This is a genomic window from Nissabacter archeti (genome assembly GCF_018257325.1).
Classification (GTDB): Bacteria; Pseudomonadota; Gammaproteobacteria; order Enterobacterales; family Enterobacteriaceae; genus Chimaeribacter; species Chimaeribacter arupi.
The window spans coordinates 433,491-458,462 of sequence record NZ_JAERKB010000001.1 but is presented as its reverse complement, the minus strand read 5'-3'; the positions used below and the strand labels follow the sequence as shown (position 1 = coordinate 458,462).

Sequence of the window (24,972 nt, the reverse complement as noted above, 5' to 3'; positions counted from 1 at the left end):
GCGCGGCATTATCTGCACCCAGAGGAGAGAAAGATGAAAATTGCACTGATGATGGAAAACAGCCAGGCGGCAAAAAGCCCGGTGGTACTGAAGCAGCTCACGGATGTCGCGAATGAGAAAGAGCACAGCGTCTTCTGCGTCGGCATGAGCGACGAGCAGGATCACCACCTGACGTACATTCATCTGGGCATCATGGCGAGCCTGCTGCTGAACTCAAAAGCGGTGGATTTCGTGGTGACCGGTTGCGGCACCGGGCAGGGCGCGCTGCTGTCGCTGAACCTGCACCCCGGCGTCAGCTGCGGTTACTGCATCGATCCGGCGGACGCCTTCCTGTTCGCGCAGATCAACAACGGTAACGCGCTGGCGCTGCCGTTTGCCAAAGGTTTTGGCTGGGGTGCAGAGCTGAATGTGCGCTATATCTTTGAGAAAGCCTTTACCGGCGAGCGCGGTGCGGGCTACCCGCCGGAGCGCAAAGAGCCGCAGGTGCGCAATGCGGGCATCCTGAACCAGGTGAAAACCAGCATGCTGAAAGGCGGCTGCGTGGAAACCCTGCGCGCCCTTGACCAGGAACTGGTGAAAACCGCCGTCACCGGCGAACGCTTCCAGCAGTGTTTCTTTGAAAACTGTCAGGATAACGCGATCGAAGCTTACGTGCGTGAGGTCCTGGGCCAGGCATAACCGCGCTGGGCCAGGTGTAACTCACCCGGCAGACCTGAATAAAAAGCCCGCAGATGCGGGCTTTTTTATGGCACAGGCCGGGAGGTCATTACGGCCCCACCGGTTTTGGGTTGACCAGCGGCGGCGTGTCAACCAGCGCCGGGCCATTCTCAATGGCGGCGGTGGTGGTCAGCGGTTCCGGCGTTGCGACCGTTTCCGGCACCAGAATCACCTTGCGGCACTCTTCCTCTTTCTTCTCGAAAATCTCATAGCCTTTGGCGGCATCATCCAGCGACAGCTTATGGGTGATGATCTCTTCCGGTTTCAGCAGCCCCTGCTCAATCAGCGGCAGCAGCTCCGGCAGGTAGGCCTGCACATGGGTCTGGCCCATTTTGAAGGTCAGCCCTTTGTCGAACGCATCCCCAAACAGGAAACCGTGGATAAAGCCGGCATACACGCCCGGCACGCTGACGATGCCGCCGCGGCGCACTGCCGCGATGCACTGGCGCAATGCTTTGCCGCTGCTGCCTTCCAGTTTCAGGTTGGTCAGGATGGTTTCGGTGGTGCTGCCTTTGGCCTCAAAGCCCACGGCATCGATCACCGCATCGACGCCACGGTTGCCCGGCGTCTGCTCAATAATCGCCTCGGCCGGGTCATCCGTCTCATCGAAATTCACCGGGATCACGCCATAGCGCTCCTGCGCAAACGCCAGCCGGTAGGGGTGATGGTCGATCATGAAAATCTGCTCGGCACCCAGCATCCGTGCACAGGCGGCGCTCAGCAGGCCAACCGGCCCGGCACCGAAAATCGCCACCCGTGAGCCTTTGCCGACCTGGGCGTTTTTCACTGCCTGCCAGGCGGTCGGCAGGATGTCAGAGAGGAACAGGACTTTGTCATCCGACAGCAGATCCGGCACTTTGAACGGCCCGGTATTGGCTTTCGGCACACGCACATATTCCGCCTGGCCGCCGGGAATGCCGCCGTACAGGTGGCTGAAGCCAAACAGCGCGGCCGGCGGTGGGATCTGCTTCTTATTAATGATGGCGCCACGGCCGGTGTTGGTGGTTTCACAGGCGGCAAACTGCTGCATACGGCAGAAGAAACAGTCCCCGCAGGCGATAACAAACGGGATAACGACCCGGTCGCCTTTCTGCACCGCCGTGACATCGCGCCCGGCTTCCACCACTTCACCCATAAACTCATGGCCGAAAATATCGCCATGTTCTGTTTTAGGGATTTTACCGCGGTAGAGGTGCAGGTCGGAGCCACAGATGGCGGTGGCGGTCACGCGCAGGATAATGTCATCCTGATCGACGATCCCAGGGTCGGCGACGTTATCAACACTGACCTTATAGGGGCCATGATAAGTAAGTGCTTTCACAGTTTTATCCTTTTTATGAGGAAGACCTCCTTAACTGTAGCGGCACTTGAGCAATTCTGCCGGGCGATAGGGGGGCCGGCGGCACCCAGAATCAAAAAATCAGACAAGATGCCAGACTGCCGCGCCACCCGCAAAAAGGGAATAAATATCCTGCCTGTTTATATTGAGACTTATAATTATTCACGACACAAATAATACGAAACCTCTGGTGATACTTTATTAACGCTAAAAATAAATGACATGCGGCGTTACGTTAATTCATCCGTTTTTCAGTGGCGAAGGGCGTATTATTAACGCCGTTTTACCAAAGGGAATGTATGCCTTTTAGTGTGCCGGCGATGAAAGCCGGCACAACACCTATCATGTCGTGAGCAGGTATTTATGATGAAAAAATATACACGTTTTCTGGGTATGATGATGGCGGGTGCGCTGGTTGCCGGTTCACTGGCACCGGCAGCCTATGCCACAGAGCAAGGGCGTGAGCGGCGCGAGGCACGTGATACGCGGCAGGACGCCCGCCGGGACGCGCGGGAAGAGAAACGCGAGTGCGTGATCCACGATGATAAAAGCAACCATGAATGCCGTGAAGATAAACGTGAGGCTAAAGAGGAAGGCCGTGAGGAAGCACGCGATATTAAATGGTAATGCTGCCTGAAGGGAATGTATCTTTTTCGCGGGCGAATCAGGCATAGTGTGAAAAAACAATGAACCTATTAATCATGGTAAATCCTTTCCTGGAAAGAACAGGGTGATTTATTCTGGTTATTCTTCCGCTGTATTATTTCACTGCCTGCATTCCCAACAGAAAAAAATCACGCCAGAAAAGCCAGACAGAAAACCAGGCAGCAAAAAGCCCGCACAGTCTCCTGCGCGGGCTTCTTTAAATCTGGCTCCTCTGACTGGACTCGAACCAGTGACATACGGATTAACAGTCCGCCGTTCTACCGACTGAACTACAGAGGAATCGTGTGAACGGGGCGGATAATAACGGGCTGCTGCCGTGCTGTCAAAGGGTTGTCATAAAAAGTGATGCGTTTGTCGTTATTTTGTGCACGTCGTTGATATTTTTAGCGATTTGGCGGCGCGCACCGGGCGCGCCGCCGGGGATCAGCGCCGCGCGAGCGTGACCCGGTAGTGGTAAACCGGCGCACTCAACAGGAAATCAGCATGGACGCTCGGGCTCCAGGAGTCATCCCCGCCCACGCCCATGTGCGCGCCGTCCAGATGCAGCCAGGTGCCCGGCTCGTCACGCAGCAGGTGGCGGTGGCTGGTGGCTGTCAGTTGTTCGCGGCTGTGGCGGCCCAGGCTGAAATGGAAGCGGCCCTCAATCTGCCAGCCGCCGTATGCCAGTTCACGCGTGTCGCAACGCAGGCCGTTTTCCGTCGGGAAGACATAAGGGGTGTGCATCGCCGCCAGCGGCAATTGCCAGCGCCCATGTTGCGCCGCCAGTTTCCTGTCCGGGTAGTTCTCATGCGGGCCGAGGCCCAGCCAGGCCGCCTGTTGTGCCACGGTTGCCAGCTGGGTACGCAACCCGATGCGCGGCGGCGGTACACTGCCCGCCACCTCGACCGTGACATCAATATGCAGGCGGCCCTGCCGGTCAATCAGCCAGGTTTTGCGGCTGCGCAACACGCCGCGTCCGTTTGCCAGATAGAGGTGATCGCTGTTGAGCTGCACCCCCTCTGCCACGTCGGCGGCGCTGAACGCCAGCAATTCCGGCACCAGCTCATAGAGCCCGGCGGCTTTCCAGCGCTCTGCCCAGGCGTTCGGGTCGATGCGCGTCACCTCGCTGACGCCGATGTCATTGTCCAGCGGCGCACGCACAAATTCGTCCGTCAGCGGGGAGAGCAGCCCCGGTTCACCGTGCTGCGTCCACTGCATCAGCGTGCCGTGCGTGCGGCTGAACTGCCAGCGCTGGTCGCCGTGGCTGACGTCGTACGCGTCGTCGGTGGTCTGCAACGCCGGGGCGATCCCGGTGGGCAGCGCAGGCGGCACGGCGAGGAACTGCGGCAGCGGCCACTGATCCCAGGCGCTGCGGTGCCCGGCCTCTGACCAGGCGGTCGCCGCAGGCTGAATCACCTCCACGCTCAGCCAGCTCTCCCCCGCAGCCGGCAACGCCGCCTCCAGCGTGATACGCTGCACGCCGTTCGGCGGCAGGTCGAGTGTGACCTCACCCTGCGCCAGCGGTTCGCCATCCTGTTCTATCCGCCAGTGCAGGCGCTCGTTATCGCTGTGGCGGAACAGGTATTCGCTGGTGACCTCCAGCGTCAGCGGGTCAGTGCCGGTCAGGCGGAACTGGAAGAACTGCTGCGCGCGCTGTGCCTCAAACAGGGACGGGTGGGGCGTGCGGTCAGCGAATACCAGCCCGTTCATGCAGAACTGGCGATCGTTCGGCGTGTCGCCAAAATCCCCGCCGTACGCCTGCCACGGCCGCCCCTGATCATCAAGTCTGGTCAGGGATTGATCCGCCCAGTCCCAGACAAAGCCACCCTGCAACCGCGGATGCTTGCGGAACGCCTGCCAGTAGCGCGCAAAACCGCCAAAACTGTTGCCCATCGCGTGGGCGTATTCGCACAGGATCAGCGGGCGCGACTCATCCGGCAGGCCGATCCATTTTGCCAGTGACCATTTCGGCACCGCCGGGAAGGGCTGGTCTTCGTCCACCCGCGCGTACATCGGGCAGATAATGTCGGTGGCGGCGCTGTCTGCCCCGCCGCCCTCATACTGCACCGGGCGGGTCGGGTCAGCGGATTTCACCCAACGGTAGAGGGCATCATGGGTGCTGCCGTGGCCGGATTCATTGCCCAGCGACCAGATAATAATGCAGGCGTGGTTGCGGTCGCGCTGCACCATCCGCGTAACGCGTTCGCTGAAGGCAGCAAACCAGCGCGGATCGTCCGACAAACGGTTCATCGGCTGCATCCCGTGGGTTTCGATGTTCGCCTCATCCACCACATACAGCCCGTAGCGGTCACACAGCTGGTACCAGCGCGGCACGTTCGGGTAGTGCGAGCAGCGCACCGCGTTGAAGTTGTGCTGCTTCATCAGCATGATGTCGCGGATCATCGAGGCCTCGTCCACGACCTGGCCGCGATCGGGGTGATGCTCGTGACGGTTGGTGCCGCGGATCAACAGCGGCCGGCCGTTCAGCGTCAGCAGGCCGTTTTCAATCGCCACCTGCCGGAACCCGACGTCATAGGCTTCCGCTTCCAGCAACTCACCGGTGCGCGGGCAGAGTGACACCACCACCCGGTAAAGGTGCGGCGTTTCGGCGCTCCAGAGCCGGGGCTGTGGCACCGGCAGCCGCAGCGTCACGCGGTCGTGATAGTGGCCGCGCTCGTCGATGGGATCGCTGCCAAACGGGCGGCAGAGCATCGCCACCTGGTGGTCGCCGTCCCACAGCGACACCGCGACCTGATAGTCCGCCTGCTGCGCCGGCGTCAGGTTGGCGTGCACCTCGGCCACCAGTTCCCCCTGGTGGAACCCGGCGGCCAGCGGCGTGCTCAGCCGCACATCGGTGAGGTGCACCTCAGGTTTATGCAGCAGCGTGACATCCCGGAAGATGCCGCTCATGCGCCACATATCCTGATCTTCCAGATAGCTGCCCGCACACCAGCGCAGCACCATCACTGCCAGCCGGTTCTCGCCCTCGTGCAGGAACGGTGACAAATCAAACTCTGCCGGCAGGCGGCTGTCCTGCGAGAAGCCGACAAACGCACCATTGCACCAGAGGTAAAAGGCCGCGTTAACGCCGTCGAAAATGATGCGCGTCTGCCCGGTAGCCAGCCAGCCGTCCGGCACCCGCAGCTGGTGCGAATAGCAACCGGTGGGGTTCTCCGCCGGGACAAACGGCGGGTTGACCGGGATCGGGTACTGCACGTTGGTGTAGATCGGCGCATCAAAGCCCGCCAGTTGCCAGTTGGACGGCACCGCCAGCGTGGCGGCGTCCGGCAGGTCGGCCTCCAGCCAGGTTTCCGGCACCGCCTCCGGGCGCGGGAAATAGCTGAACGCCCAGTCGCCGTTCAGGCTGTGGCGGCTGGGGGACGGCGCATCATCGCGCGCGGTTTGCGGGTCACGCCAGCTGGCAAACGGCGGGTGTGCCGGCAGCCGGTTCAGGTGGGTGATAACAGGGGACTCCCAGGCGCGGGCGGCCAGCAGCGCGGCCAGGGAACAGCGGGAAACAGCAGAATCAGCACTCATTTCAGGCTCCGGCAGTAAAATGTTATGCGCTCACAATTTACGGTTACACTGCCTGCGGGGCGGGTGGCTGTAAAGCCGGAGGCAAGCAGGGGGTGAGCAGGTTCACACTTTATCGCGGGTGGGTGGGGGCATCCCTTGCCCCAGGGGAGGTGCTTACGGCAGGGTGACGACCATTTTCCAGCCGGTGGGGGTGCCGTCGGCGTTGACGTACAGGATGCCGTTGCCGGACGCCGGCTTGCCGATGCGCTCGTTTATCGTCCCGGCCGGGTAGACCGGGAAAGTGTGGTTGGGGTTTTTCCAGCCTGAAACGCTTTTTGCCTGACAACCCCGGCTGATAAAGCTGATGTTGCCGGTACAGCTGAAGCTGTCGAACGTCACGTTGTAGAACTGTACCGCCGCCCCGGAAACCAGCGCGGCATTGGCGATATGGCCGCCGTTGACGATCGCCGTGGACTGGTAGGCCCCGGCATACGTCCCGGTAAAAATGCAGTTGTTGAATGTTATCGGCATATAGCCGCTGCTCGCCACTTTGGTGCCGTTCACCTTGCCGGTGATTTTGGTGTCGTAGAAGGTGATGTTGCCGAGGATGTTGCTCGACAGGGAGATGTCTTTCAGTTCGCCTTTGATAATCTTCACATTCTGCGCGTTGTAGCGGAAATCGAGCTTTTCCACGGTGGGGTTAATCAGCGTGACATCGCGCTCCACCATCAGCAGGTCATCCACTTCCGCTTCCGCCAGCGTGAGGTGGGACGCCGGGGAGGCGATATACCAGCTGCCGAAGCGGCAACTGCTGAACACCGATTTGGTGCCGTAGCTGGTGCTGCAAACGGCACCGGAGGCGTTGAAGTTCCTGACCTCTGCCCGATCGGTGCCGATGTTGACCGACAGCTTGGTGGTCACGCCCGGTTTCTGGCCGGTGACGGAGTCCTCCAGCGCCGCATCCATAAACACCTGGTTAATGGTGCTGTTGCCGATGATGATGTTGTGGTTCTGGTACTTCAGGCCGGAGGCCAGCCCGGTGGTGCCGTCATCTTCGGTGAGCACAATCAGCCGCTCGGCGTGGATGTTGTCAAACATATTGCGGACGTTGTTGTTGATGAAAATACCGCGGTGGTAGGCCTGTTCACACTGGATTGATGAAATATGGGTGGCGTTGAAGGTGTCCCCGGAGGAGCCGATCTCCAGCGCCCATTTTTTCAGGTTGCCGCAGCGTTCCACGCTGAGCCGCTCGAAGGTGGAATCCCAGACTGAATCCATATTGATGCCGGTGCCGTTGAAACTGCTGACGCGGATATGGCCGCCGACAAACCACTGGCCTTTGATGTAAATGCCGTTCAGCTCCGTATCGCGGTTGTCGCAGTCCACCACCAGGTCGCCGTCAATCACCAGCCGGCTGCTGCGGCCGCTGTTGGGTTGGTCGGTCGGGTCGCCCATGATGATGGCGTAGTCGCCGTCAAAGCCTTTTGGGTTGATCTTAAAGCGGCCGGAGTCATCGGCCATCACGCGTTTGATCAGGGTGAAATCCAGCGTGCCGCTGACCCGCCACGGCCCGTTCTGGAAAATCACCGTTTTATTGGCCGACGCCTTCAGATAGGCGCGCATATGCTGGGTGCAGTCTTTGGTGCCGCCGGGGGTGCAGCCAAAATCCACCGGCAAAAGCTGCTCGGCGACCCGGTGCCAGCGGTGGCCGCCTTTGGTGACGATATATTCGCCGTTATCATCGGGCGAGGTTTTATCACTCATCAGCGCCACAAACGGGCCGCCGCCGCTGGGTTTTCCGCCATTTGTCAGCCAGTCGGAAAAATAGCTGATCACCATAATAAACTGGCCGTCTTTGGTGGGTTCAATGGTGCGCAGGGTAGCAATATCTTTGCAACTGTCCATCAGGCATTCCTCATGATAAATAGGGTAAGGAAAATAAATGAATCAGGTGATCACCCTCTGTAGTTGTAATGGAGTGGCGGGGCGGCGTCCAATGAATAACAGCGGAATAATTCTTATTAATCTATATAACTGTTTTACTTGTTTTTTGAGGGTTTTTTAGGCCGGAAACGGCAAATTTCCCCTCCCTGAAGCCAGTATGAAAAAGTATTTAACGATAAAGAAACGTGGCCGGCAGGGGAAATTTGTGTGCTGTCACAGATTAGCATGAAATAAAGGCGGAACTTTTATTCAGCTAATGTGAATTATTAAAGAGTCATAACCAATAAACAGCGTTTTTGGCGATAAACAGGAAAAGAAAAATAAAGGGACGCGGGAAAAGCAAAAAGCCCGCACAGTCTCCTGCGCGGGCTTCTTTAAATCTGGCTCCTCTGACTGGACTCGAACCAGTGACATACGGATTAACAGTCCGCCGTTCTACCGACTGAACTACAGAGGAATCGTGTGAACGGGGCGGATAATAACGGCCTGCCGGGGGCTTGTCAAAGCCCGGATTTCATTTGCAGAACTGTTTGCTGCAACCTTCGCCAATTTGTGCGTGGCGTAACCGGATGCGGGGGCATCACGGCGGCTTAGGGCTGTGCGGCGAGCCATAAGTTTGCATTATGTTGGTGCACCGGCAAGGGGCAGGGCAGCAGGCAACAGCGGCCAGCCCCGGCCTGGATTACGCAGGGCAGAGCGGTTTCACGTTACTTTCCGGGGGATTAGCGCCGCCGCACGCCGGGCCATACGGTGACGCAGCGACTCTGGCCTGTTTCTTGCTGACCCTTATCAGGTGATCCCTTTCCTGATGCATTTGGAGGCAGCGATGAATTTAAGACGGTTAAAATACTTTGTGAAAATCGTCGAGATCGGCAGTCTGACCCAGGCCGCAGAGATCCTGCACATTGCCCAGCCTGCGCTGAGCCAGCAACTGGCGACGCTGGAAGGAGAGCTGAAGCAGCAGTTGTTAATCCGTACCAAGCGCGGCGTCACGCCGACCGAGGCGGGAAATATTTTGTATGCCCATGCGCAGACCATCCTGCGCCAGTGCGAACAGGCGCAGAATGCGGTCACCGGCGTCGGGCAGGCGCTCAGCGGCCAGGTCTCTGTAGGGCTGACGCCCGGCTCGGCCGCCTCCCAGCTGGCATTGCCGCTGTTGCAGGCGGTACGCGAACAACACCCCGGCATCCTGCTCTATTTAGATGAAAATATCGGCAGTGCGCTGGGCGAAGCGATTGTGAGCGGCCGGGTGGATATGGCGATGCTCTACGGCAATAAACCGGCCAATGGCCTGTGCTATACGCCGTTACTGAAAGAGGATCTCTACCTGGTCGGCACGCTGGCGGTACCCAACCCAGGGGCGTCGGTTGAGCTGTCTGAGGTGGCGAAACTCAATTTGTTCCTGCCGCGCAGCCACCATGTGATGCGCAAGCTGGTGGATGACGCCCTGGCGCTGCGCCGTTTGCAGGCCACGGTGATTGGTGAGATTGAATCCGTGCCGACGTTGACGGCCGCCGTCGCCAGCGGGCTGGGGGCGACCATTTTACCGGAGTCCGCCGCGCGGGCGCTGGCCGGCCCGGCGCGGGCATGGGTGTCACGCATCAACTGCCCGGCGCTGCAGGTGCCGCTCTCGCTCTGCCTTTCCGACAGCCTGCCGCTCTCTGCCGCCGCCGCCGCGGTGAAAGAGATCCTGTTGTCCCTGATGAGCGAATCCCCCTCCGCCACCCGCATGGCTGCCGTGGCGTAACGGCACACCGCAAAAATCGATCCGGGCGCGCACGTTGCAGGCGGGGCCGCCCGGCGAATCCTTTTTCAGGGTGTGCCGCCCGCCCCCCGCCCCCCGCCGTGTATCGCCGGCATGATAAGTATCGCCGGCATGATAAGTATCGCCGGCGTGGCCGGGCTGCACCTGCCGCGGGCTTTATTGCCGGGCAGAAGGTGCAAAAAAGGCGATCGAAAAAATGAGTAAAAAAAAGCCTTTGCAGGATAGGCGTTTGTAAATCATTATTTGAAATGTGGTTTCACTTACCTTCTCGCAGGCCAATCTTGAACGTCATCAATGCCGTGCACCAGCGCGTTGCCAGCACACGCTGGTATACCAACCGTAAAAGTTACCGGGTGCTGTTCTGGCGTGAAATCACGCCGCTGGCGGTGCCTATTTTCCTGGAAAATACCTGCGTCCTGTTGATGGGGGTGCTGAGCACCTTCCTGGTCAGCTGGCTCGGCAAAGAGGCGATGGCCGGGGTCGGGCTGGCAGACAGCTTCAACATGGTGGTGCTCTCTTTCTTCGCGGCGGTGGATCTCGGCACCACAGTGGTGGTGGCGTTCAGCCTCGGTAAGCGTGACCATAAACGGGCGCGGGCTGCGGCGCGGCAGTCGCTGGTATTGATGACGGTGGTGTCTGTGCTGCTGGCGGGCGGCATCCATCTGGCCGGGGAGCAGATTGTTGACGTGATTGCCGGGGCCGCCACGCCGGAGGTGAAAGCGCTGGCGCTCTCCTACCTGCAAACCACCGTCTGGAGTTACCCGGCGGCGGCGATTGCGCTGATCGGCAGCGGCGCGTTGCGCGGCGCCGGCAACACCAAAATCCCGCTGCTGATCAACGGCGGCATGAACATCCTCAATATCATCATCAGCAGCATCCTGATTTACGGGCTGTTTGGCTGGGACGGCCTGGGCTTTGTCGGGGCCGGGCTGGGGCTGACCATTTCACGCTATATCGGCGCCATCGGCATTATCTATGTGCTGATGATCGGCTTTAACCCGGCGCTGCACATTACCCTGCGCAGTTATTTCACCCCGCTGAAATGGAATATTCTGTGGGAAGTGCTGGCCATCGGTTTGCCGGCCAGCATTGAATCGGTGCTGTTTAACGGCGGCAAACTGCTGACGCAGATGTTTGTGTCCGGCATGGGCACCAACGTGATTGCCGGTAACTTTATTGCGTTTTCCATCGCCTCACTGATTAACCTGCCGGGCAGCGCACTTGGCTCCGCTTCCACCATCATCGTCGGCAAACGGCTCGGCAAAGGGCAGATTGGGCAGGCGGAGCGGCAATTGCGCCATGTGTTCTGGCTCTCCACCATTGGGTTAACGCTGATCGCCTGGAGTACCGCGCCGTTCGCCGGGCTGTTCGCCTCGTTCTACACCCGTGAGGAGGATGTGAAAGAGGTGGTGAAACACCTGATCTGGCTCAACGCGCTGTTTATGCCGATCTGGGCGGCCTCCTGGGTGCTGCCGTCCGGGCTGAAGGGCGCACGGGATGCGCGCTTCGCGATGTGGGTGTCGATGCTGGGCATGTGGGGCTGCCGCGTGGTCGCCGGGTACACGCTGGGGATTGTGCTCGGCCTGGGCGTGGTCGGCGTCTGGCTTGGGATGTTCCTGGACTGGACGGTGCGCGGTGCCTTCTTCTACTGGCGGATGGTCAGCGGCCGCTGGCTGTGGAAATACCCGCGGCTGAAACAGGGCGAGGTGGCACCGGCGCCGGTGAAAACGCACTGGCTGAAAGCGAGAAGCTCCCGCTGATCCGGCAGGGCATCCGCATTTTTTTCACTAAGCAGCGCAAAAATGCGTATTTCCGTTGGCGGCAAAAACGCGGTCTACTCAGGGTTGTGCACCACACTGACCCTGACCCCGGAGGATGGCATGACGCGTTTACTGGCCTTTTTATTTCACCGCACCCCAGGCACGGCCGCACCCCGGCCGCCGTACGAGGTGGATGCCGCCGCGCTGTGCGACGTGCTGATCCCCACCAGTGCGCTGTATGGGCTGACGTTCCATCCTTCGGTGCAGCGGCATTATGGAAAATAGCCGCTACCGCCTCAGCCTGCGCTACTGCTACTGGAACGAACTGTGCACTGAACGCCTGCCCTGACCGGCAGGTGTTTTTTTTACGGCAGAGATCAGGGTCACCCCTCCACTCAGGCCTGCGGGCTGTCCATGACCGCCATCAGCGTATCCAGCAAACCGGGAAAACGGGCGTTCAGGTCATCCCGCCGCAGTGAAATCAGGTTTTCCCGCCCTTGCGGCCGCTGCCAGATGACGCCGCTGTCGCGCAATACCCGCCAGTGATGGGTCATGGTGGATTTCGCCACGTCGCGCCGCAGCGCACCGCACGCCTGTTCGCCCTCTTTGGCCAGCGTCCTGACAATTTCCAGCCGCAGCGGGTTGCCTAACGCCAGCAACACATTTTCCAGGCGAATCTGATCCGTTTCCGGGTGGTTGGCAATCATAGTGTTCCTGTTGAGCATGAATTCAGCGGCGGCGGCCTACGCCGCCGGGCCGCTACTATACCAATCATGGCAGGCCCGGACCAACTCATCACGGGCGGGTGATGTGGTTAATTTTAGCGCAAATAGTTCGACGATACACGTACGGTTGTATTATGCTGATCCGCAGTAACCTGATGGCCGGCAATGGTGCCGGCCTGTGAGTGTCACTGACTAAGGACGCATCATGCCCCGAACCCTTCCTATCGAACGTTATCGCAACATCGGCATCTCCGCGCACATCGATGCCGGTAAAACCACCACCACGGAGCGCATCCTGTTCTACACCGGGATGAGCCACAAGCTGGGGGAAGTGCATGATGGCGCGGCAACCACTGACTGGATGGCGCAGGAGCAGGAGCGCGGGATCACCATCACCTCGGCGGCGGTGAGCTGCTTCTGGCCCGGCATGGACAACAGTGTCGAGCCACACCGCATCAACATTATTGATACGCCGGGGCACGTCGATTTCACCATCGAGGTGGAGCGCTCCATGCGTGTGCTGGACGGCGCGGTGATGGTGTATGACTCGGTGGGCGGCGTGCAGCCGCAATCGGAAACCGTATGGCGGCAGGCGAATAAATACCACGTGCCGCGGCTGGCGTTCGTCAACAAAATGGATCGCGCGGGCGCGGATTTCTTCCGCGTGGTGCAGATGATGATTGACCGCCTGAACGCCCACCCGGTGCCGATTGTGATCCCAATCGGCAGTGAGGAGCACTTCAGCGGCGTGGTCGATCTCAACAAAATGCGCGCCATCTACTGGGATGACGCCACCCAGGGCATGACGTTCCGCTATGCGCCGGTACCGGAGGATCTTATGCCGGTCGCACAGTTATGGCGCGAGAAAATGGTGTCGGCCGCGGCGGAAGCCAACGATACGCTGATGGATAAATACCTGAATCAGGGCGATTTGGAGGAGCAGGAAGTCACGCTCGGGCTGCGCCTGCGCACGCTGGCCGGGGAGATCCAGCCGATGCTGTGCGGCAGCGCCTTCAAAAACAAAGGGGTGCAGCGGATGCTTGACGCGGTGATTGACCTGATGCCGTCACCGGTGGATGTCCCGGCGGTGCAGGGCGTGGATGAGAAAGGCCAGGTGGCGGAGCGCCATGCCGCCGATGATGAGCCGTTCTCCGCGCTGGCCTTCAAGCTGATGACCGACCCCTACGTCGGCCAGCTCACCTTTGTGCGCGTCTATTCCGGCGTGCTGCGCAAAGGCGACAGCGTGTTCAACGCGGTCAAAGGCAAGAAAGAGCGCATCGGCCGTATTGTGCAGATGCACGCCAATGACCGGCACGAGGTGGATGAGATCCGCGCCGGGGACATCGCGGCCTGCGTCGGGCTGAAAGAGGTCACCACCGGGGAAACCCTCTGCGACCCGCAGGCGGTGATCACCCTGGAGCGGATGGAGTTCCCGGACCCGGTGATATCCCTGGCCATCGAGCCGAAAACCCAGGGCGACCAGGAGAAAATGGGCATCGCGCTGCAACGGCTGGCGGCGGAAGACCCCTCTTTCCACCTGCACACCGATGAGCAGTCCGGGCAGAGCATTATCTCCGGCATGGGCGAATTGCATCTGGAGATCATCGTTGACCGCATGAAGCGTGAGTTCGGCGTGGAGGCCAATATCGGCCGCCCGCAGGTGACGTACCGCGAAACCATCCGTAAAACGGTGCGTGACGTAGAAGGGAAATTTGTGCGCCAGTCCGGCGGGAAAGGCCAGTACGGCCATGTGGTGCTGACGCTGGAACCGCTGGCACCCGGCAGCGGGTTCCGCTTTGAGGATGCCACCAAAGGCGGCGTGGTGCCGCGTGAGTACATTCCGTCGGTGGAGAAGGGCATCCGTGAGGCGCTGAACAACGGCATTCTGGCGGGGTACCCGGTGGTGGATCTCAAGGCCACGCTGACCTTCGGCTCCTACCATGAGGTGGATTCGTCCGAGATGGCGTTCCGCATGGCAGCCATTTTCGGCTTCAAAGCGGCGGCGAAACAGGCCGATCCGGTGATCCTGGAGCCGGTCATGAAAGTTGAGGTCGAAACGCCGGAAGAGTACGCAGGCGGGGTGATGGGGTACCTGTCCTCACGCCGCGGCACAGTGCAGGGCATGGATGAGTTGCACGGTGCACGGGTGATCCGCGCTGAAGTGCCGCTGTCGGAGATGTTCAGCTATGCCACCACGCTGCGATCCATGACGCAAGGGCGCGCCTCTTACAGCATGGAGTTTGACCACTATGCAGAAGCGCCGCGCAACGTGGCGGAGGCGATCATCGCCGCGCGGGGGAATGCGTAACCCGCGGACGTAAACGCCGTGCGTTGACCGATGCCGCACCGGGCTGCCCCGGTGCGGCATTTTTACGTTCCCCACGGGATGTTCACAGTGCCCACGCCTGCCAACAGGCACTGACCTCAGCCGGTGAGGAGAGAAACAGCGTGGGCTGCGCGCAATCAGCAAGGCATTGCCGGTGCCTTGTTCTGTTGTGCGGCGTCGTCACGATCAGGTATTTCAGCATCTCAATCGTGAGGTGATCGCGTTGGTTTCCCATCTCAATGCCGCCCACCCGGTCACGTTCAAACAGCGTGCGGCGCACATAGCGCAGCAGCATATGCGGTAACGCAATATCCAGCAGAATCACCCCGGTCGCCCGGTTAAGCCGCTCCGGCAGGCAGCGGGTGTAATTTCCCTCAATTACCCAGCGCTCCTCCTGAACCGCCGCGCGGTGCAGCGCCAGAAACTGCGCCTCCGGCCGGGGCTGCCAGCGGGTGTGGGGAAGGTGATAGAGCTGATCAAGGTGCACCACCGGGCAGGCCGTTTTGCGGGCGATGGCGTGCGCCAGGGTCGATTTACCGCTGTTCGAGGGGCCAAGGATGCAGATACGGGGGCCGAGGTCAGACAGGGGGATAAATTTCTTCATCAGTGTGACTCCGTGTCCAGAACACAGGGGGAGCGATGTGTGCCGGTGCCATAGGGATGATGCCGTGATGATAAGGGCTGTGATTAAAAATGGGGGAGAGGGCGGTTAATTCCGCACACGAAAAACAGGCCCAAACGAAAAAAGCCTGCTTTAAAAAGCAGGCTTTCCGAATTTGGCTCCTCTGACTGGACTCGAACCAGTGACATACGGATTAACAGTCCGCCGTTCTACCGACTGAACTACAGAGGAATCGTGTGAACGGGACGCATAATAGCGATGCGTACCGGCCTTGTCAAAGCAGAAAAAAGCGTAACGGTTTGTTTGCTGGCATTATGACCAAACGGCAGAAAATAACAGCATACCGTGCACGTTCTTTATTCTGCGGCCTGACGAACAGGCAAAATAATGATGAGAAATAGATAAACGAAAAAAGCCTGCTTTAAAAGCAGGCTTTTCGAATTTGGCTCCTCTGACTGGACTCGAACCAGTGACATACGGATTAACAGTCCGCCGTTCTACCGACTGAACTACAGAGGAATCGTGTGAACGGGGCGCATCATATCCATACGCCCTGACCCTGTCAACGGCAAAGTGACATCACACTGCTGACTGCTCAGCAACTAAACAATCCGGCGTTTATCCGGGCTGGCGTTGCAGGCGCGCCAGCGGGTCTTGCCGGTAGAAGCTGACAAAATAGGGGTAGAGCGCCGGGAAACGGTCGGCCAGCAGCTCAGGTGCACTGAAAAAGTATTCGGACAGCACCGCGAAGCACTCCGCCGGGTCAGTCGCGGCATAGGCGTCCAGGCTGGCGGCGGCATCGCCCACCAGATCGCTCTCTTCCTGAATCGCTTCCATCGCGGCATGCAACGCTTTCTCCCAGCCCGCCACGCTCCGCAAGGGGATCGGCGGCACGCCGTTCACCACGCCGCCGTTACGCAGGTCCAGCTTGTGCGCCACTTCATGCACCACCAGGTTAAACCCGGAAAGATCAAACGAGTCCTGCACATCCTGCCAGTTCAGCACCACCGGCCCCTGATCCCAGCTCTGCCCGGCGTGCACCACCGGCCCGCTGTGCACCAGCCCGGCGTCATCCTCCCAGACATCCTCCACCAGGAACGGGTCAGGGTAGATCAGCACTTCATGGAAGCCGTCCAGCCACGGCAGGCCAAGCGACATTACCGGCAGCACAAACAGCAGCCCCAGCCGCGCTTCCATCAGCGGGGTCAGCACCAGCCCCTGTAACGGCACCAGGCGTTTTTGCCGCAGAAACTGGGCGGCCAGTTGGGTAATCTGTTGTTTTTCCTCGTCGGTAAACGCGGCGAACAACGGAATCGCCAGGGCTTCCGGCCACTGTTCAAACGGGGGAGGAGGGGGAGGGGTTGCTTTCCACGGCCACTTAATCATCATCTTGCTCGCAAAGTGATCACTCGAACGTCCGGGCACCGGTTAGTGCTGTAAAAATGCCGTAAAACAGGGCATGATGGCAACCGCAATTACGGAGAGATGCCGGAGCGGCTGAACGGACCGGTCTCGAAAACCGGAGTAGGGGTAACTCTACCGGGGGTTCAAATCCCCCTCTCTCCGCCACTATTCAAGCACTTACGCTGCTTCCTGTCTGTGATAAACCTCCCGCAGTGATGATTCCTCCTGCTTTTCCTGTCAATGTGTTCCCCTGAATGTTTTTCTTTACGCTTTCTGCCTGACTGATCCCGGTTTTCTGTTACTTACGTTTCCCTGTGGCGGCGATATTCAGCGGCTGCAAGCCCAGCGCAAATTGTGCGGTGATGGCCGCGGCGTGGTTCAGCGCATTGGCCTGCGCCAGATAGCCTTTCTGGCGGGCGCGCAACGCCTGTTGCCGCAGGTGCGCTGCCACCTTTTCTGCCGCCTGGGCTTCGATATCCGCAATCACGGCATTGGTGACCGGCAGATCCTGCAAGGCACCCCCCAATGCCTGAATAGCAAACACCACCCGGCCGCACCCGGCCAGTTTGCGGGCGGCAAGCAGCCGGGTTTTCAGGGCCGCGTTTTCTGCCGCCAGCGCCAGGCAGGCCGCTGAGGTTTTCGGACGCGTTTTTTTATCTGCAGTCTGGGCGCACATTGTGGCCTCCCGCTGAAAGGGCGGCTGCCGGAAATGCCCGGCAGCCGATGATGCACAGTGAGTGATGAAGCGTATCAATGAGGGAATATCGTGATAAAAAGTTAAGCCTATGGTGTATAATTTGTCAACTTTAGGCTTATAAGCGGGCGGATGAGACAAGGCCTTACAGGCCGGTTCAGGTGTCGCGTTTCCGGCGCAGCAGGTAGCTTTCGGTCAGGGCATCCAGTTCTTTCAGCCGTTGCTCGAAGACCGCCAGCATATTTTCCTGCTCCAGATCCGGCAGCTGATCGAACAAATCCAGCATCCGTTGCTGACGTGAGGTCAACCCCGACTCGGGCTCCACCTCTTCGCCCAGCAGCCAGGGCAAGGGCACACTCAGCGTCGCGCAGAGGCGCAGGGCAGAGGTTTTACTGATCTGCCCGCGGCGGTACCAGCCATTCACCGACTGCGGGCTGACACCGGCGATACGGGCCATCTCTGCCTTTGAGATACCCTTCATCCTGAGCAATTCATCCAGCCTGACGGCCAGGGCGTGGTCACTACGGTTTAATGATTTCATCGATCGAGTATACCCATAAGGTTTACGCTTATAAATAAGCTTAAAGTTGAGTTCATTGTAAGCCTTAAGCTTAGGTGCTATGCTGGTATTACACCCGTTATTATCAGGTGCCGTATCCCTCACTGAGAAAAAATGAGCCGCCGGACCCGTGCTGTATTCACGCGATACGGCCTGCTCAGCCTGGCCTGTTATTGCACCTCCATCTTTATAGGTTAGCGCGGCTAATTTGATGGATAGTTCATTCAGGTCTTAGATATAAATTCGCGCGAAAGGATTAAATGGACAGGCCCCCGCAGGGGATGAACAATTAATCGGAACGATGGCTATGACATTCGACAATTTACGTGAATTTATTGCGCCTGGGGGACGGTATGAACTTTATACCGACGGAGAGGAGGTGATCTGGGTGTTACCCCTTGCAGACGACCAAATTATTATTACTCCGGAGTCGTATGAGGCGTTGCTGAACCAATACGGCTATAAAATCGTCCCGATGTAACCGGGCCGGAGGGTGCGCTGCCCGCTTGTGGCCCGGCGCACCCGTGCCGCCGGTACATATTTCTGGTCTGGAGGCGTTATGCCACTGTCTGAACCGGATTGGTTTTCCCACCTGTTACAAGTCGGCATCTGGCTGACCAACCACCCGCTGGGTTTCTTCACCGGCTTATCTGCCTTTATTGTCTCTTGCTGGTCTGGGCTGGCCGAGGGGCGGCGCGGCCTGTCGCTGCTGATTGGTGGCCTGGTCTGTGTGCTGACCACGCTGGCGGTGGTGGCCGCGATGCGGACCAGCGGGCTGCACGCGTCCTGGATGCCGATCATAGGCATTTTTGTTGGCTTTATCGGGGCGGACCGCATCCGCGAGGCCATTTTATCGGCCTGGGAGAGCCGCAAAATCCCGCCGTTTATTGATTCCGAAAAAAAGTAGAGGGCGGCCGGCTGAAAAAGAATTCCAGTAACCTATTGAATTATTAAGAAACTGCCCCCATATCAGTGTTCCTTCTTCCCCAATAATAAGGAAAACACATGGGAATCAGTGAAAAAGAGCGCCTGCGCCGGCAGGTGCACGAAAAACACCGCATCAGCCACAGCGCGATGTGGCTGGCGGTGATCGCCGGCCTCTATTTTATCCTCATGGCGGCCACCGGCCACCCGGCAGGGCCGATGCTGCTTTCCGGCGGCATCTGCCTGACGGCCGGCTGGCAGGCGCTCAACAAACGGCGTAAGGCCAGAGGCTATAAACAGAAACTGCGCCATATCGAAGGCAAAGAAAAGGTGCCTGCGGGCTGACCGCAGACACCTGACAGAGGCGGATTACAGGAACGAGTCGTCGTCGCTGTTAAAGCTGTCATCCCCGAAACTGTCATCACTGCCGAACGTGTCATTCTGATTATCGAGGAAGCCATTACTGGCGTAACGATCGTCCGTGCCGTTAAAGGTATCCAGATTGTTGGACTGATCAAATTCCTGGAACATGTTCTGATCTTCTGCGGTATTCACCGGCATCGGCTCATCATTGATGATGTTCACAATCTCTTCCGGCTGGGAATGGTGGAACATGCCGGTCAGCATATCCGCCAGCATCACCCCGCCCGCCACACCGGCTGCCGTCTGCAAGGCACCGCCGATAAAACTGCCGGCCCGTGAAGGTGCAGCCTGAACCGGGGCGGCAGGCTGTGAATAGGGTTGTTGCGGGGCATTGTTCCAGGCGGCCTGGTTCTGCTGGGCAGCCTGATAATTTTGCGTCTGCTGCGGGGCAGGGCGATGGCCGCCGCCGAATAAGTTGGACAGGAAACCGCCGCTGCTTTGCTGGGACTGGGCCGCCTGCTGTTGCAGCGTATTCACCTGCGCTTCCAGCGCCTTCACGCGTTGATCCATGCGTTTCAACGCCGCTTCCTGGATGATGATGGATTGCGCCATATAGTAAGGCGCAGCCGGTTGTTCGCGGATGCGCGCCTGGATACGCTGCTCGGCGGCCTGGTCGCGCGCGCCGGTTTGTGATTCAGCCTGTTTGAGACGATCAAACAAACCATCAATAAGTTGCTGTTCTTCAGATTGCATAGAAACCTCCAGTGGTGGTGCAGCGCCGTATTACGTTGATACGGCAGGCGTATGGCCGCCGGTTAACTGCGTATGTCCGTTAATAATAGATGACGTTAGCCTGTTAATTGGGGCAAATACAGAATTCAAAAGTAAAGCCGGGCAGAAATGTGTTACCACATCGTTCATATGGCGCTTTTTTGGGCTTTTTCAGGTTTCGTCCGACGCCTATAGACAGCGCAAAATAACTCTGAATGTGATTTCACTTCGCATAAGCGGCGATCACGCGGCCGGCAGGGGGTTGACAGCCGCGGCAAAAAACGATGCATAGGCTTCTGCGTGGAATATTGCTGGGATTTATTAGCCTGACAGATGGTTTGTGCGCTTAACCTTGGCATTTTTAGTGGTTTGAACAGCCGGATTAACCAAAAAAAATGGCAAAGCCCCAGAAAACACGCATTTTTGCGCTTCCGGCACCTCGGCTCAGGAAAATCATCGTTAAAAATGGGCTTTTTGCTATCTGCTTGATCAAAATCAAGAAAAAGAGGTGAAATAATTTTATTTCACTTACGTGCCCCGCTGTACGATGCGCAAAAAGTGAAAAGTCATAAAATAACCGGAGGTTTTATATTTCACCGATTGCACCCAGGGAGCGGGTGTGTGATGTTTTGAGTGTCTAAGATATTTCGCACATAAGAAATAATTAGGAATACTGATTTAAATAGTCTCTTGTTACGGAGGTTTTCATGCTTATTGTCTGGTTCGCCCTGGCCGTTATATTACTCTCGTTCTCTGTCTACGCGTTCAAAATGTATCGCGGCGAAAAAGAGAAGAAAAAACTTATCGTGCGTCCGCGGATGATGTCACTGCGCCGCCGCCACAGCCATGGTCACGGCTGAGCGTAATACGCGCCTGACCCTGCTGCGGCCATTCAGTCATTGAGCACTGATTTAAAAAATAAATTGGCCTGACTTACGCCACGCACTTTTATTTTTTGACTTAGGATGCGTCTTTTTTATGACGCGCAAACGTACCCGGCACCCGCGGCCGGGTACGTGTTCCTGTTTCTGCTTTTCACCTCCCTCTCCTGCGGTGGTAGCCGCTATACTCCTTATCTGCGTACGATTTTTTGTCCAGTGAGGGCCACCCTGCGATGTACCACCGAATTGACGGCAGCCGTTACCGGCAAATTTTTGTTGTAGGCGACGTGCATGGCTGTTATCAGGCGCTGCAACAGCAGCTCCAGGCGCGTGACTTTGATCCGCAGCAGGATCTGGTGATCGCCGTCGGGGATGTCATCGACCGCGGGCCGCAAAGCCTGAGCTGCTTAGGGCTGCTGGACGCGCCCTGGTTTAGCATGGTGATGGGTAACCATGAACAGATGGCGCTGATGGCATTACTGAGCGGGGTGGATTTCCACTGGCAGCGCAACGGCGGTGACTGGTTCTACCGCCTGAAAGGGGAGGCGCGGCAGCGGGCGGAAACGCTGATCCACCGCTGTGACGCCCTGCCGCTGGTGATTGAAGTCACCCATCTCCCGCAGCATATCGTGGTGGCCCACGCCGATTATCCGGCCGAACGCTATGAATATGACCAGCCGGTCAACGCGGAAGATGTCGTCTGGAGCCGCAAACGCATTACCGGGGCGCTGGAAGGGCGCGGCAACCGGATTGCCGGGGCCGATCTGTTTATCTTCGGCCATACCCCCCTGAAACGTCCGCTTAAATTTCTTAACCAACTCTATCTGGATACCGGTGCCGTATTTGGCGGACGCCTGAGTCTGTTACGGATTAAATCCGCCTGACCCGCTTTTTTTCTGCCTTTATTCCGTTTTTTCCGGCGGAAATAACCGGTTTACTATCGATCAATACTCTTAATGTATTTTTGACGGGGAAATAAAAACAGTTAAGTATCATGAACGCTGTTAATGTCGCCGCAAAACAGGCGTAATGGATAATTAATGCACGATAACAGAATATTAACGCCCATCAGCGCTATTATCCGGCCGCTGATGGGGTAATAAAAGATTACGCAGGCTGGCTGTTTTTCACTTTTTTTGAGGAATTTCACCAGGTGAAATCGGCAACAACGCTTATTAAACGCCGTAAACCGGCCGGGCAGGGCAGCGCCCGGCCCTGGTACGGGCAACAGGGAAAATGGGCGCTGCGAGACATTTGCCTGAAATGGTATGATGCGCCGGGCGCGTTCCGTGCGCGGTGTAGGGCATAAGGACTTTTGCAATGCAGATCATGTCGTTGAATCAAATTCGTTGGTTAAGCCTGGTGGTGATGCTGGGCGGCTTACTGTTGTTGCTGCCGTTGCATCTGCTGGGCTGTTTTATTGCCGGCTTTGTGGTGTACGAGCTGGTGAATGCCCTGACGCCGCATTTCCAGAAGATCATCAGCGGTGACCGTGCGCGCTGGCTGGTGGTGGCGTTAATCAGTACGGCGGTGGTCAGCGGCCTGATTGCGGCCGTGACCGGCATCATCAGTTTCCTGATGCAGGATGTACAAAACTCGGCGGTATTCAACGCCAGGGTGGCGTCATTGCTGGAAGATGCGCAGTCCCGGCTGTCGCCGGTGATGTCCCATTACCTGCCGACCAACATCGAAGAGTTACAGCGCCAGTTCCTGAAATGGCTGCGCGACCACATCGTGATGCTGCAAAATATCGGCAAAAATGCGGCCCACACCTTTATTACGATGCTGATCGGCATGGTGTTGGGGGCGATTGTCTCCCTGCAACGTGATGACAGCGCGCAACCCTATCCGCCCCTGAAAGCGGAACTGTTGCAGCGTATGCAGTTGCTGGCCTCGGCGTTCCGCAATATCGTGTTTGCCCAGTTCAAAATTTCGCTGATTAACACGGTGCTGTCGGCGGCGTTTCTGTTCGGCGTGCTGCCGCTGTTCGGCATCCACCTGCCGCTGGCAAAAACGCTGGTGGTGGTCACCTTTGTCTGCGGCCTGATCCCGGTCATCGGTAATTTGCTGTCGAATACGCTGATCTTTATCGTCGGGTTGTCATTGTCGCTGTGGGTGGCGCTGCTGGTGCTGAGTTACCTCATCATCATCCATAAAGTGGAGTATTTCCTGAATGCCCGGATTGTCGGCACCCGCATCAATGCGCGCTCCTGGGAGATCCTGCTGGCGATACTGATTTTTGAGTCCGCCTTTGGCCTGCCGGGGGTGATTGCGGCCCCGATTTACTATGCATACCTGAAAAATGAATTGCGCCACGCTGCGCTGATCTGACCCCGGCCCCAGGCGGCCGGGAAAATAAATGTGCGTGCCGCAACCGGCAGTGGCTTCTCCCGCTGTGGCGCGGATGATATTCTTCCCGGTTTTCGGGGGGCGAAGGAAAAAAAGTGGCAAAAGAGTTAGATCAGTTACTCAAAGATATCGATCTTATTATTGAACATGTAGAAAACCTGAAAGCGCTTGCGCCCCGCCCGGCATCCCGCCCTCCCACGGTAAATGGTCAGACTTACGATTCGTTCTGTGAAACGTTCGCCATTAAAGCGGTGTTGCGGGCGTTGATTGCCTCAGTGGACAAAATTGTTCAGGTCCAGATCGCACATAAAGTGGAGCAGGACATCGCCCAGCTCGATGAAAAAGTGCGGCAGATTGGCGGCGACCATGCCAAGCCGGACGATTTGGCGCAGATAACCGCCTATGTCCGGCATACGGTATCCGAAATTTTACCTTGAAAACCGGCAGGGGAGAGCAGGGGCGCAACACCCGCCGGGGCCGCGCCCCTGCTGCCTTTACGGGGGGCAGGCCCCCGTTTTGGGGCGCTGAAAATCACGGCAATCATCATCGGGCGTCATAAAAAGAGTTGCTATTACTTCTGCGCTATGAGTAAATGCATCTCGGCCTGTGGTACAGACCTATTTATGCACGACATCCTGAGTAAAGAAGTTTCAATCCAAGCGTTATCGTTGATAGCCCTTCTGTGACGAATTTCCTTTTGAGTGCCTCATAAGTAATGGCTGAAAGCCGGCTATATATCGCCTTCGGCGTCACATTTTTAATATTAAGGAATTTATCATGACTATGATGAAAGGTCAGGTTAAGTGGTTCAACGAGTCTAAAGGCTTTGGCTTCATTACTCCGGCTGACGGCAGCAAAGACGTGTTCGTACACTTCTCTGCCATCCAGGACACCGGCTTCAAGACCCTGGCTGAAGGCCAGAACGTACAGTTCTCCATCGAGAACGGTGCTAAAGGTCCGTCAGCGGCTAACGTTACCGCTATCTAATCTCCCTTGCTGCGCAGCACGCTTATCATGAGCTGACGCGCCGTTAACGAGATTTAAAAAAACCCGCCTCGGCGGGTTTTTTGTTTTGTTGGTCTATAAAAATAGCTACCCGCTCCGGCGGGTTTTTTGTTTTTACAGGCAGCCTGTCTGGCCTGACTGTCACCCGCTCCGGCGGGTTTTTTTATGGGCGTTGATCCGCGCGTGCGCCGGAAAACAGGCAAAAAAAAGCCCGCGGTGAGCGGGCAAAGTTCCTTGTTACATCGTTTTTTGAAGCTACTACTTTGGGGGGTAGTACAGGCGTAGTCTAGGTGAAAGCCCTGACAGATTTCTCGCGGTGAAGTGTTAAGATTTTGAAAATATGCGGCGAAAGACACCCCCGGCCACTCTGTGGTAGCCTGTAGGCCTGCATTTCATTTTGTGCGTCAATACGCGAGGCAACGCCATGCAAGTCAATGATCTGGTGACGGTAAAAACAGACGGTGGGCCACGCCGGGAAGGCGTCATCCTGGCGGTGGAACAATTTAACGAAGGGGTCATGTATCTGGTGCAGCTGGAGGACTATCCCACCGGCATCTGGTTCTTCAATGAAGTCGACAGCCTGGACGGCACCTTTGTTGAGCCGCGCACGCCGCCATCCTCTTCCTGAGAAGAAAAGGGCAGCCGCGGCTGCCCTTGTTGACG

At 57.9% G+C, this 24,972-nt stretch carries 24 protein-coding genes and 5 tRNA genes; 16 read left to right on the top strand and 13 right to left on the bottom strand.

Features of this window, described 5'->3' with window-relative positions; all coding sequences use genetic code 11:
* The first annotated feature begins 33 nt into the window (after positions 1-33).
* On the top strand, positions 34-678 hold the full coding sequence (locus JK232_RS01975; RefSeq protein WP_212588698.1) for an RpiB/LacA/LacB family sugar-phosphate isomerase: 645 nt from the start codon (positions 34-36) through the stop codon (positions 676-678).
* An 88-nt stretch (positions 679-766) separates the two neighbouring features.
* Here JK232_RS01975 and JK232_RS01970 read toward each other — a convergent pair whose 3' ends face one another.
* A complete protein-coding gene (locus JK232_RS01970) occupies positions 767-2,038 on the bottom strand; it encodes a zinc-dependent alcohol dehydrogenase (RefSeq protein WP_072932810.1) in 1,272 nt (423 codons plus the stop codon).
* Positions 2,039-2,419: 381 nt separating this feature from the next.
* Here JK232_RS01970 and JK232_RS01965 point away from each other — a divergent pair, with 381 nt between their 5' ends.
* Positions 2,420-2,683 (top strand): hypothetical protein, encoded by a 264-nt coding sequence (locus JK232_RS01965; RefSeq protein WP_241521561.1) that lies wholly within the window; start codon positions 2,420-2,422, stop codon positions 2,681-2,683.
* A 242-nt stretch (positions 2,684-2,925) separates the two neighbouring features.
* On the opposite strand, the gene JK232_RS01960 is transcribed toward JK232_RS01965, so the two are convergent.
* The 4 genes from JK232_RS01960 to JK232_RS01945 all read right to left on the bottom strand — a co-directional run bounded on the left by JK232_RS01960 (position 2,926) and on the right by JK232_RS01945 (position 8,618).
* A tRNA-Asn gene (locus JK232_RS01960) sits at positions 2,926-3,001 on the bottom strand.
* 144 nt (positions 3,002-3,145) lie between these two features.
* Positions 3,146-6,238, bottom strand: coding sequence for a beta-galactosidase (locus JK232_RS01955; protein WP_072932807.1), 3,093 nt, complete (start codon positions 6,236-6,238; stop codon positions 3,146-3,148).
* Between the two features lie 153 nt (positions 6,239-6,391).
* Positions 6,392-8,122, bottom strand: a complete 1,731-nt coding sequence (locus tag JK232_RS01950) for a hypothetical protein (RefSeq protein WP_212588697.1) — start codon at positions 8,120-8,122, stop codon at positions 6,392-6,394.
* Between the two features lie 420 nt (positions 8,123-8,542).
* A tRNA-Asn gene (locus JK232_RS01945) sits at positions 8,543-8,618 on the bottom strand.
* Between the two features lie 369 nt (positions 8,619-8,987).
* Here JK232_RS01945 and nac point away from each other — a divergent pair.
* The 3 genes from nac to JK232_RS01930 all read left to right on the top strand — a co-directional run bounded on the left by nac (position 8,988) and on the right by JK232_RS01930 (position 11,971).
* Entirely contained in the window at positions 8,988-9,908 is a 921-nt protein-coding gene (gene nac, locus JK232_RS01940) for a nitrogen assimilation transcriptional regulator NAC (protein WP_101836245.1), read from the top strand.
* 299 nt (positions 9,909-10,207) lie between these two features.
* Entirely contained in the window at positions 10,208-11,686 is a 1,479-nt protein-coding gene (locus tag JK232_RS01935; RefSeq protein ID WP_072928336.1) for an EmmdR/YeeO family multidrug/toxin efflux MATE transporter, read from the top strand.
* Positions 11,687-11,728: 42 nt separating this feature from the next.
* Complete coding sequence (locus JK232_RS01930; protein WP_101836241.1) at positions 11,729-11,971, top strand: hypothetical protein; 243 nt, start codon at positions 11,729-11,731, stop codon at positions 11,969-11,971.
* Between the two features lie 110 nt (positions 11,972-12,081).
* Here the strand turns inward: JK232_RS01930 and JK232_RS01925 are convergent, their stop codons facing one another.
* Positions 12,082-12,393 carry an ArsR/SmtB family transcription factor gene (locus tag JK232_RS01925; protein ID WP_072928338.1) on the bottom strand — a complete coding sequence of 104 codons (312 nt, stop codon included), beginning with the start codon at positions 12,391-12,393 and terminating at the stop codon, positions 12,082-12,084.
* A gap of 223 nt (positions 12,394-12,616) precedes the next feature.
* Between JK232_RS01925 and fusA the strand changes: the two genes are divergently transcribed.
* Positions 12,617-14,719 (top strand): elongation factor G, encoded by a 2,103-nt coding sequence (gene fusA, locus JK232_RS01920; protein WP_101855278.1) that lies wholly within the window; start codon positions 12,617-12,619, stop codon positions 14,717-14,719.
* A gap of 82 nt (positions 14,720-14,801) precedes the next feature.
* Here the strand turns inward: fusA and JK232_RS01915 are convergent, their stop codons facing one another.
* The 4 genes from JK232_RS01915 to mtfA form a co-directional block, all read right to left on the bottom strand.
* Positions 14,802-15,341 carry a P-loop NTPase family protein gene (locus JK232_RS01915; RefSeq protein WP_101858068.1) on the bottom strand — a complete coding sequence of 180 codons (540 nt, stop codon included), beginning with the start codon at positions 15,339-15,341 and terminating at the stop codon, positions 14,802-14,804.
* 173 nt (positions 15,342-15,514) lie between these two features.
* Positions 15,515-15,590 (bottom strand) — tRNA-Asn (locus JK232_RS01910).
* A gap of 212 nt (positions 15,591-15,802) precedes the next feature.
* Positions 15,803-15,878: transfer RNA gene (locus JK232_RS01905), tRNA-Asn, on the bottom strand.
* A gap of 99 nt (positions 15,879-15,977) precedes the next feature.
* Positions 15,978-16,745, bottom strand: a complete 768-nt coding sequence (gene mtfA / locus JK232_RS01900) for a DgsA anti-repressor MtfA (RefSeq protein WP_072928582.1) — start codon at positions 16,743-16,745, stop codon at positions 15,978-15,980.
* 93 nt (positions 16,746-16,838) lie between these two features.
* On the opposite strand from mtfA, the gene JK232_RS01895 reads away from it, so the two are divergent.
* Positions 16,839-16,928: transfer RNA gene (locus tag JK232_RS01895), tRNA-Ser, on the top strand.
* Between the two features lie 133 nt (positions 16,929-17,061).
* Here the strand turns inward: JK232_RS01895 and JK232_RS01890 are convergent.
* Both JK232_RS01890 and JK232_RS01885 read right to left on the bottom strand, forming a co-directional pair.
* Positions 17,062-17,439: a hypothetical protein gene (locus JK232_RS01890; protein ID WP_072928340.1), complete on the bottom strand. Its 378-nt coding sequence runs from the start codon at positions 17,437-17,439 to the stop codon at positions 17,062-17,064.
* Positions 17,440-17,614: 175 nt separating this feature from the next.
* Positions 17,615-17,998 (bottom strand): helix-turn-helix domain-containing protein, encoded by a 384-nt coding sequence (locus JK232_RS01885; protein WP_072928341.1) that lies wholly within the window; start codon positions 17,996-17,998, stop codon positions 17,615-17,617.
* A 325-nt stretch (positions 17,999-18,323) separates the two neighbouring features.
* On the opposite strand from JK232_RS01885, the gene JK232_RS01880 reads away from it, so the two are divergent.
* The 3 genes from JK232_RS01880 to JK232_RS01870 all read left to right on the top strand — a co-directional run bounded on the left by JK232_RS01880 (position 18,324) and on the right by JK232_RS01870 (position 19,285).
* Positions 18,324-18,497, top strand: coding sequence for a hypothetical protein (locus tag JK232_RS01880; RefSeq protein WP_165698501.1), 174 nt, complete (start codon positions 18,324-18,326; stop codon positions 18,495-18,497).
* 78 nt (positions 18,498-18,575) lie between these two features.
* The gene (locus tag JK232_RS01875) at positions 18,576-18,923 is read left to right on the top strand and encodes a phage holin family protein (protein ID WP_072928343.1); all 348 of its coding nucleotides are present in this window, start codon (positions 18,576-18,578) and stop codon (positions 18,921-18,923) included.
* 98 nt (positions 18,924-19,021) lie between these two features.
* Complete coding sequence (locus JK232_RS01870; protein WP_072928344.1) at positions 19,022-19,285, top strand: hypothetical protein; 264 nt, start codon at positions 19,022-19,024, stop codon at positions 19,283-19,285.
* A gap of 24 nt (positions 19,286-19,309) precedes the next feature.
* Here the strand turns inward: JK232_RS01870 and JK232_RS01865 are convergent, their stop codons facing one another.
* Positions 19,310-20,056 (bottom strand): DUF2076 domain-containing protein, encoded by a 747-nt coding sequence (locus JK232_RS01865; RefSeq protein WP_072928345.1) that lies wholly within the window; start codon positions 20,054-20,056, stop codon positions 19,310-19,312.
* 725 nt (positions 20,057-20,781) lie between these two features.
* On the opposite strand from JK232_RS01865, the gene JK232_RS01860 reads away from it, so the two are divergent.
* The 6 genes from JK232_RS01860 (at position 20,782) to dsrB (ending at position 24,937) form a co-directional block, all read left to right on the top strand.
* The gene (locus JK232_RS01860; RefSeq protein WP_165698502.1) at positions 20,782-20,934 is read left to right on the top strand and encodes a hypothetical protein; all 153 of its coding nucleotides are present in this window, start codon (positions 20,782-20,784) and stop codon (positions 20,932-20,934) included.
* Between the two features lie 254 nt (positions 20,935-21,188).
* The gene (locus JK232_RS01855; protein WP_072928346.1) at positions 21,189-21,839 is read left to right on the top strand and encodes a metallophosphoesterase; all 651 of its coding nucleotides are present in this window, start codon (positions 21,189-21,191) and stop codon (positions 21,837-21,839) included.
* Positions 21,840-22,275: 436 nt separating this feature from the next.
* The gene (locus JK232_RS01850) at positions 22,276-23,286 is read left to right on the top strand and encodes an AI-2E family transporter (protein ID WP_212588696.1); all 1,011 of its coding nucleotides are present in this window, start codon (positions 22,276-22,278) and stop codon (positions 23,284-23,286) included.
* A 113-nt stretch (positions 23,287-23,399) separates the two neighbouring features.
* Positions 23,400-23,741, top strand: coding sequence for a hypothetical protein (locus JK232_RS01845; RefSeq protein WP_072928348.1), 342 nt, complete (start codon positions 23,400-23,402; stop codon positions 23,739-23,741).
* Between the two features lie 340 nt (positions 23,742-24,081).
* Positions 24,082-24,291, top strand: a complete 210-nt coding sequence (gene cspE / locus JK232_RS01840; RefSeq protein ID WP_072928349.1) for a transcription antiterminator/RNA stability regulator CspE — start codon at positions 24,082-24,084, stop codon at positions 24,289-24,291.
* A gap of 442 nt (positions 24,292-24,733) precedes the next feature.
* Positions 24,734-24,937, top strand: a complete 204-nt coding sequence (gene dsrB, locus JK232_RS01835; RefSeq protein ID WP_079205213.1) for a protein DsrB — start codon at positions 24,734-24,736, stop codon at positions 24,935-24,937.
* Positions 24,938-24,972 lie beyond the last annotated feature (35 nt).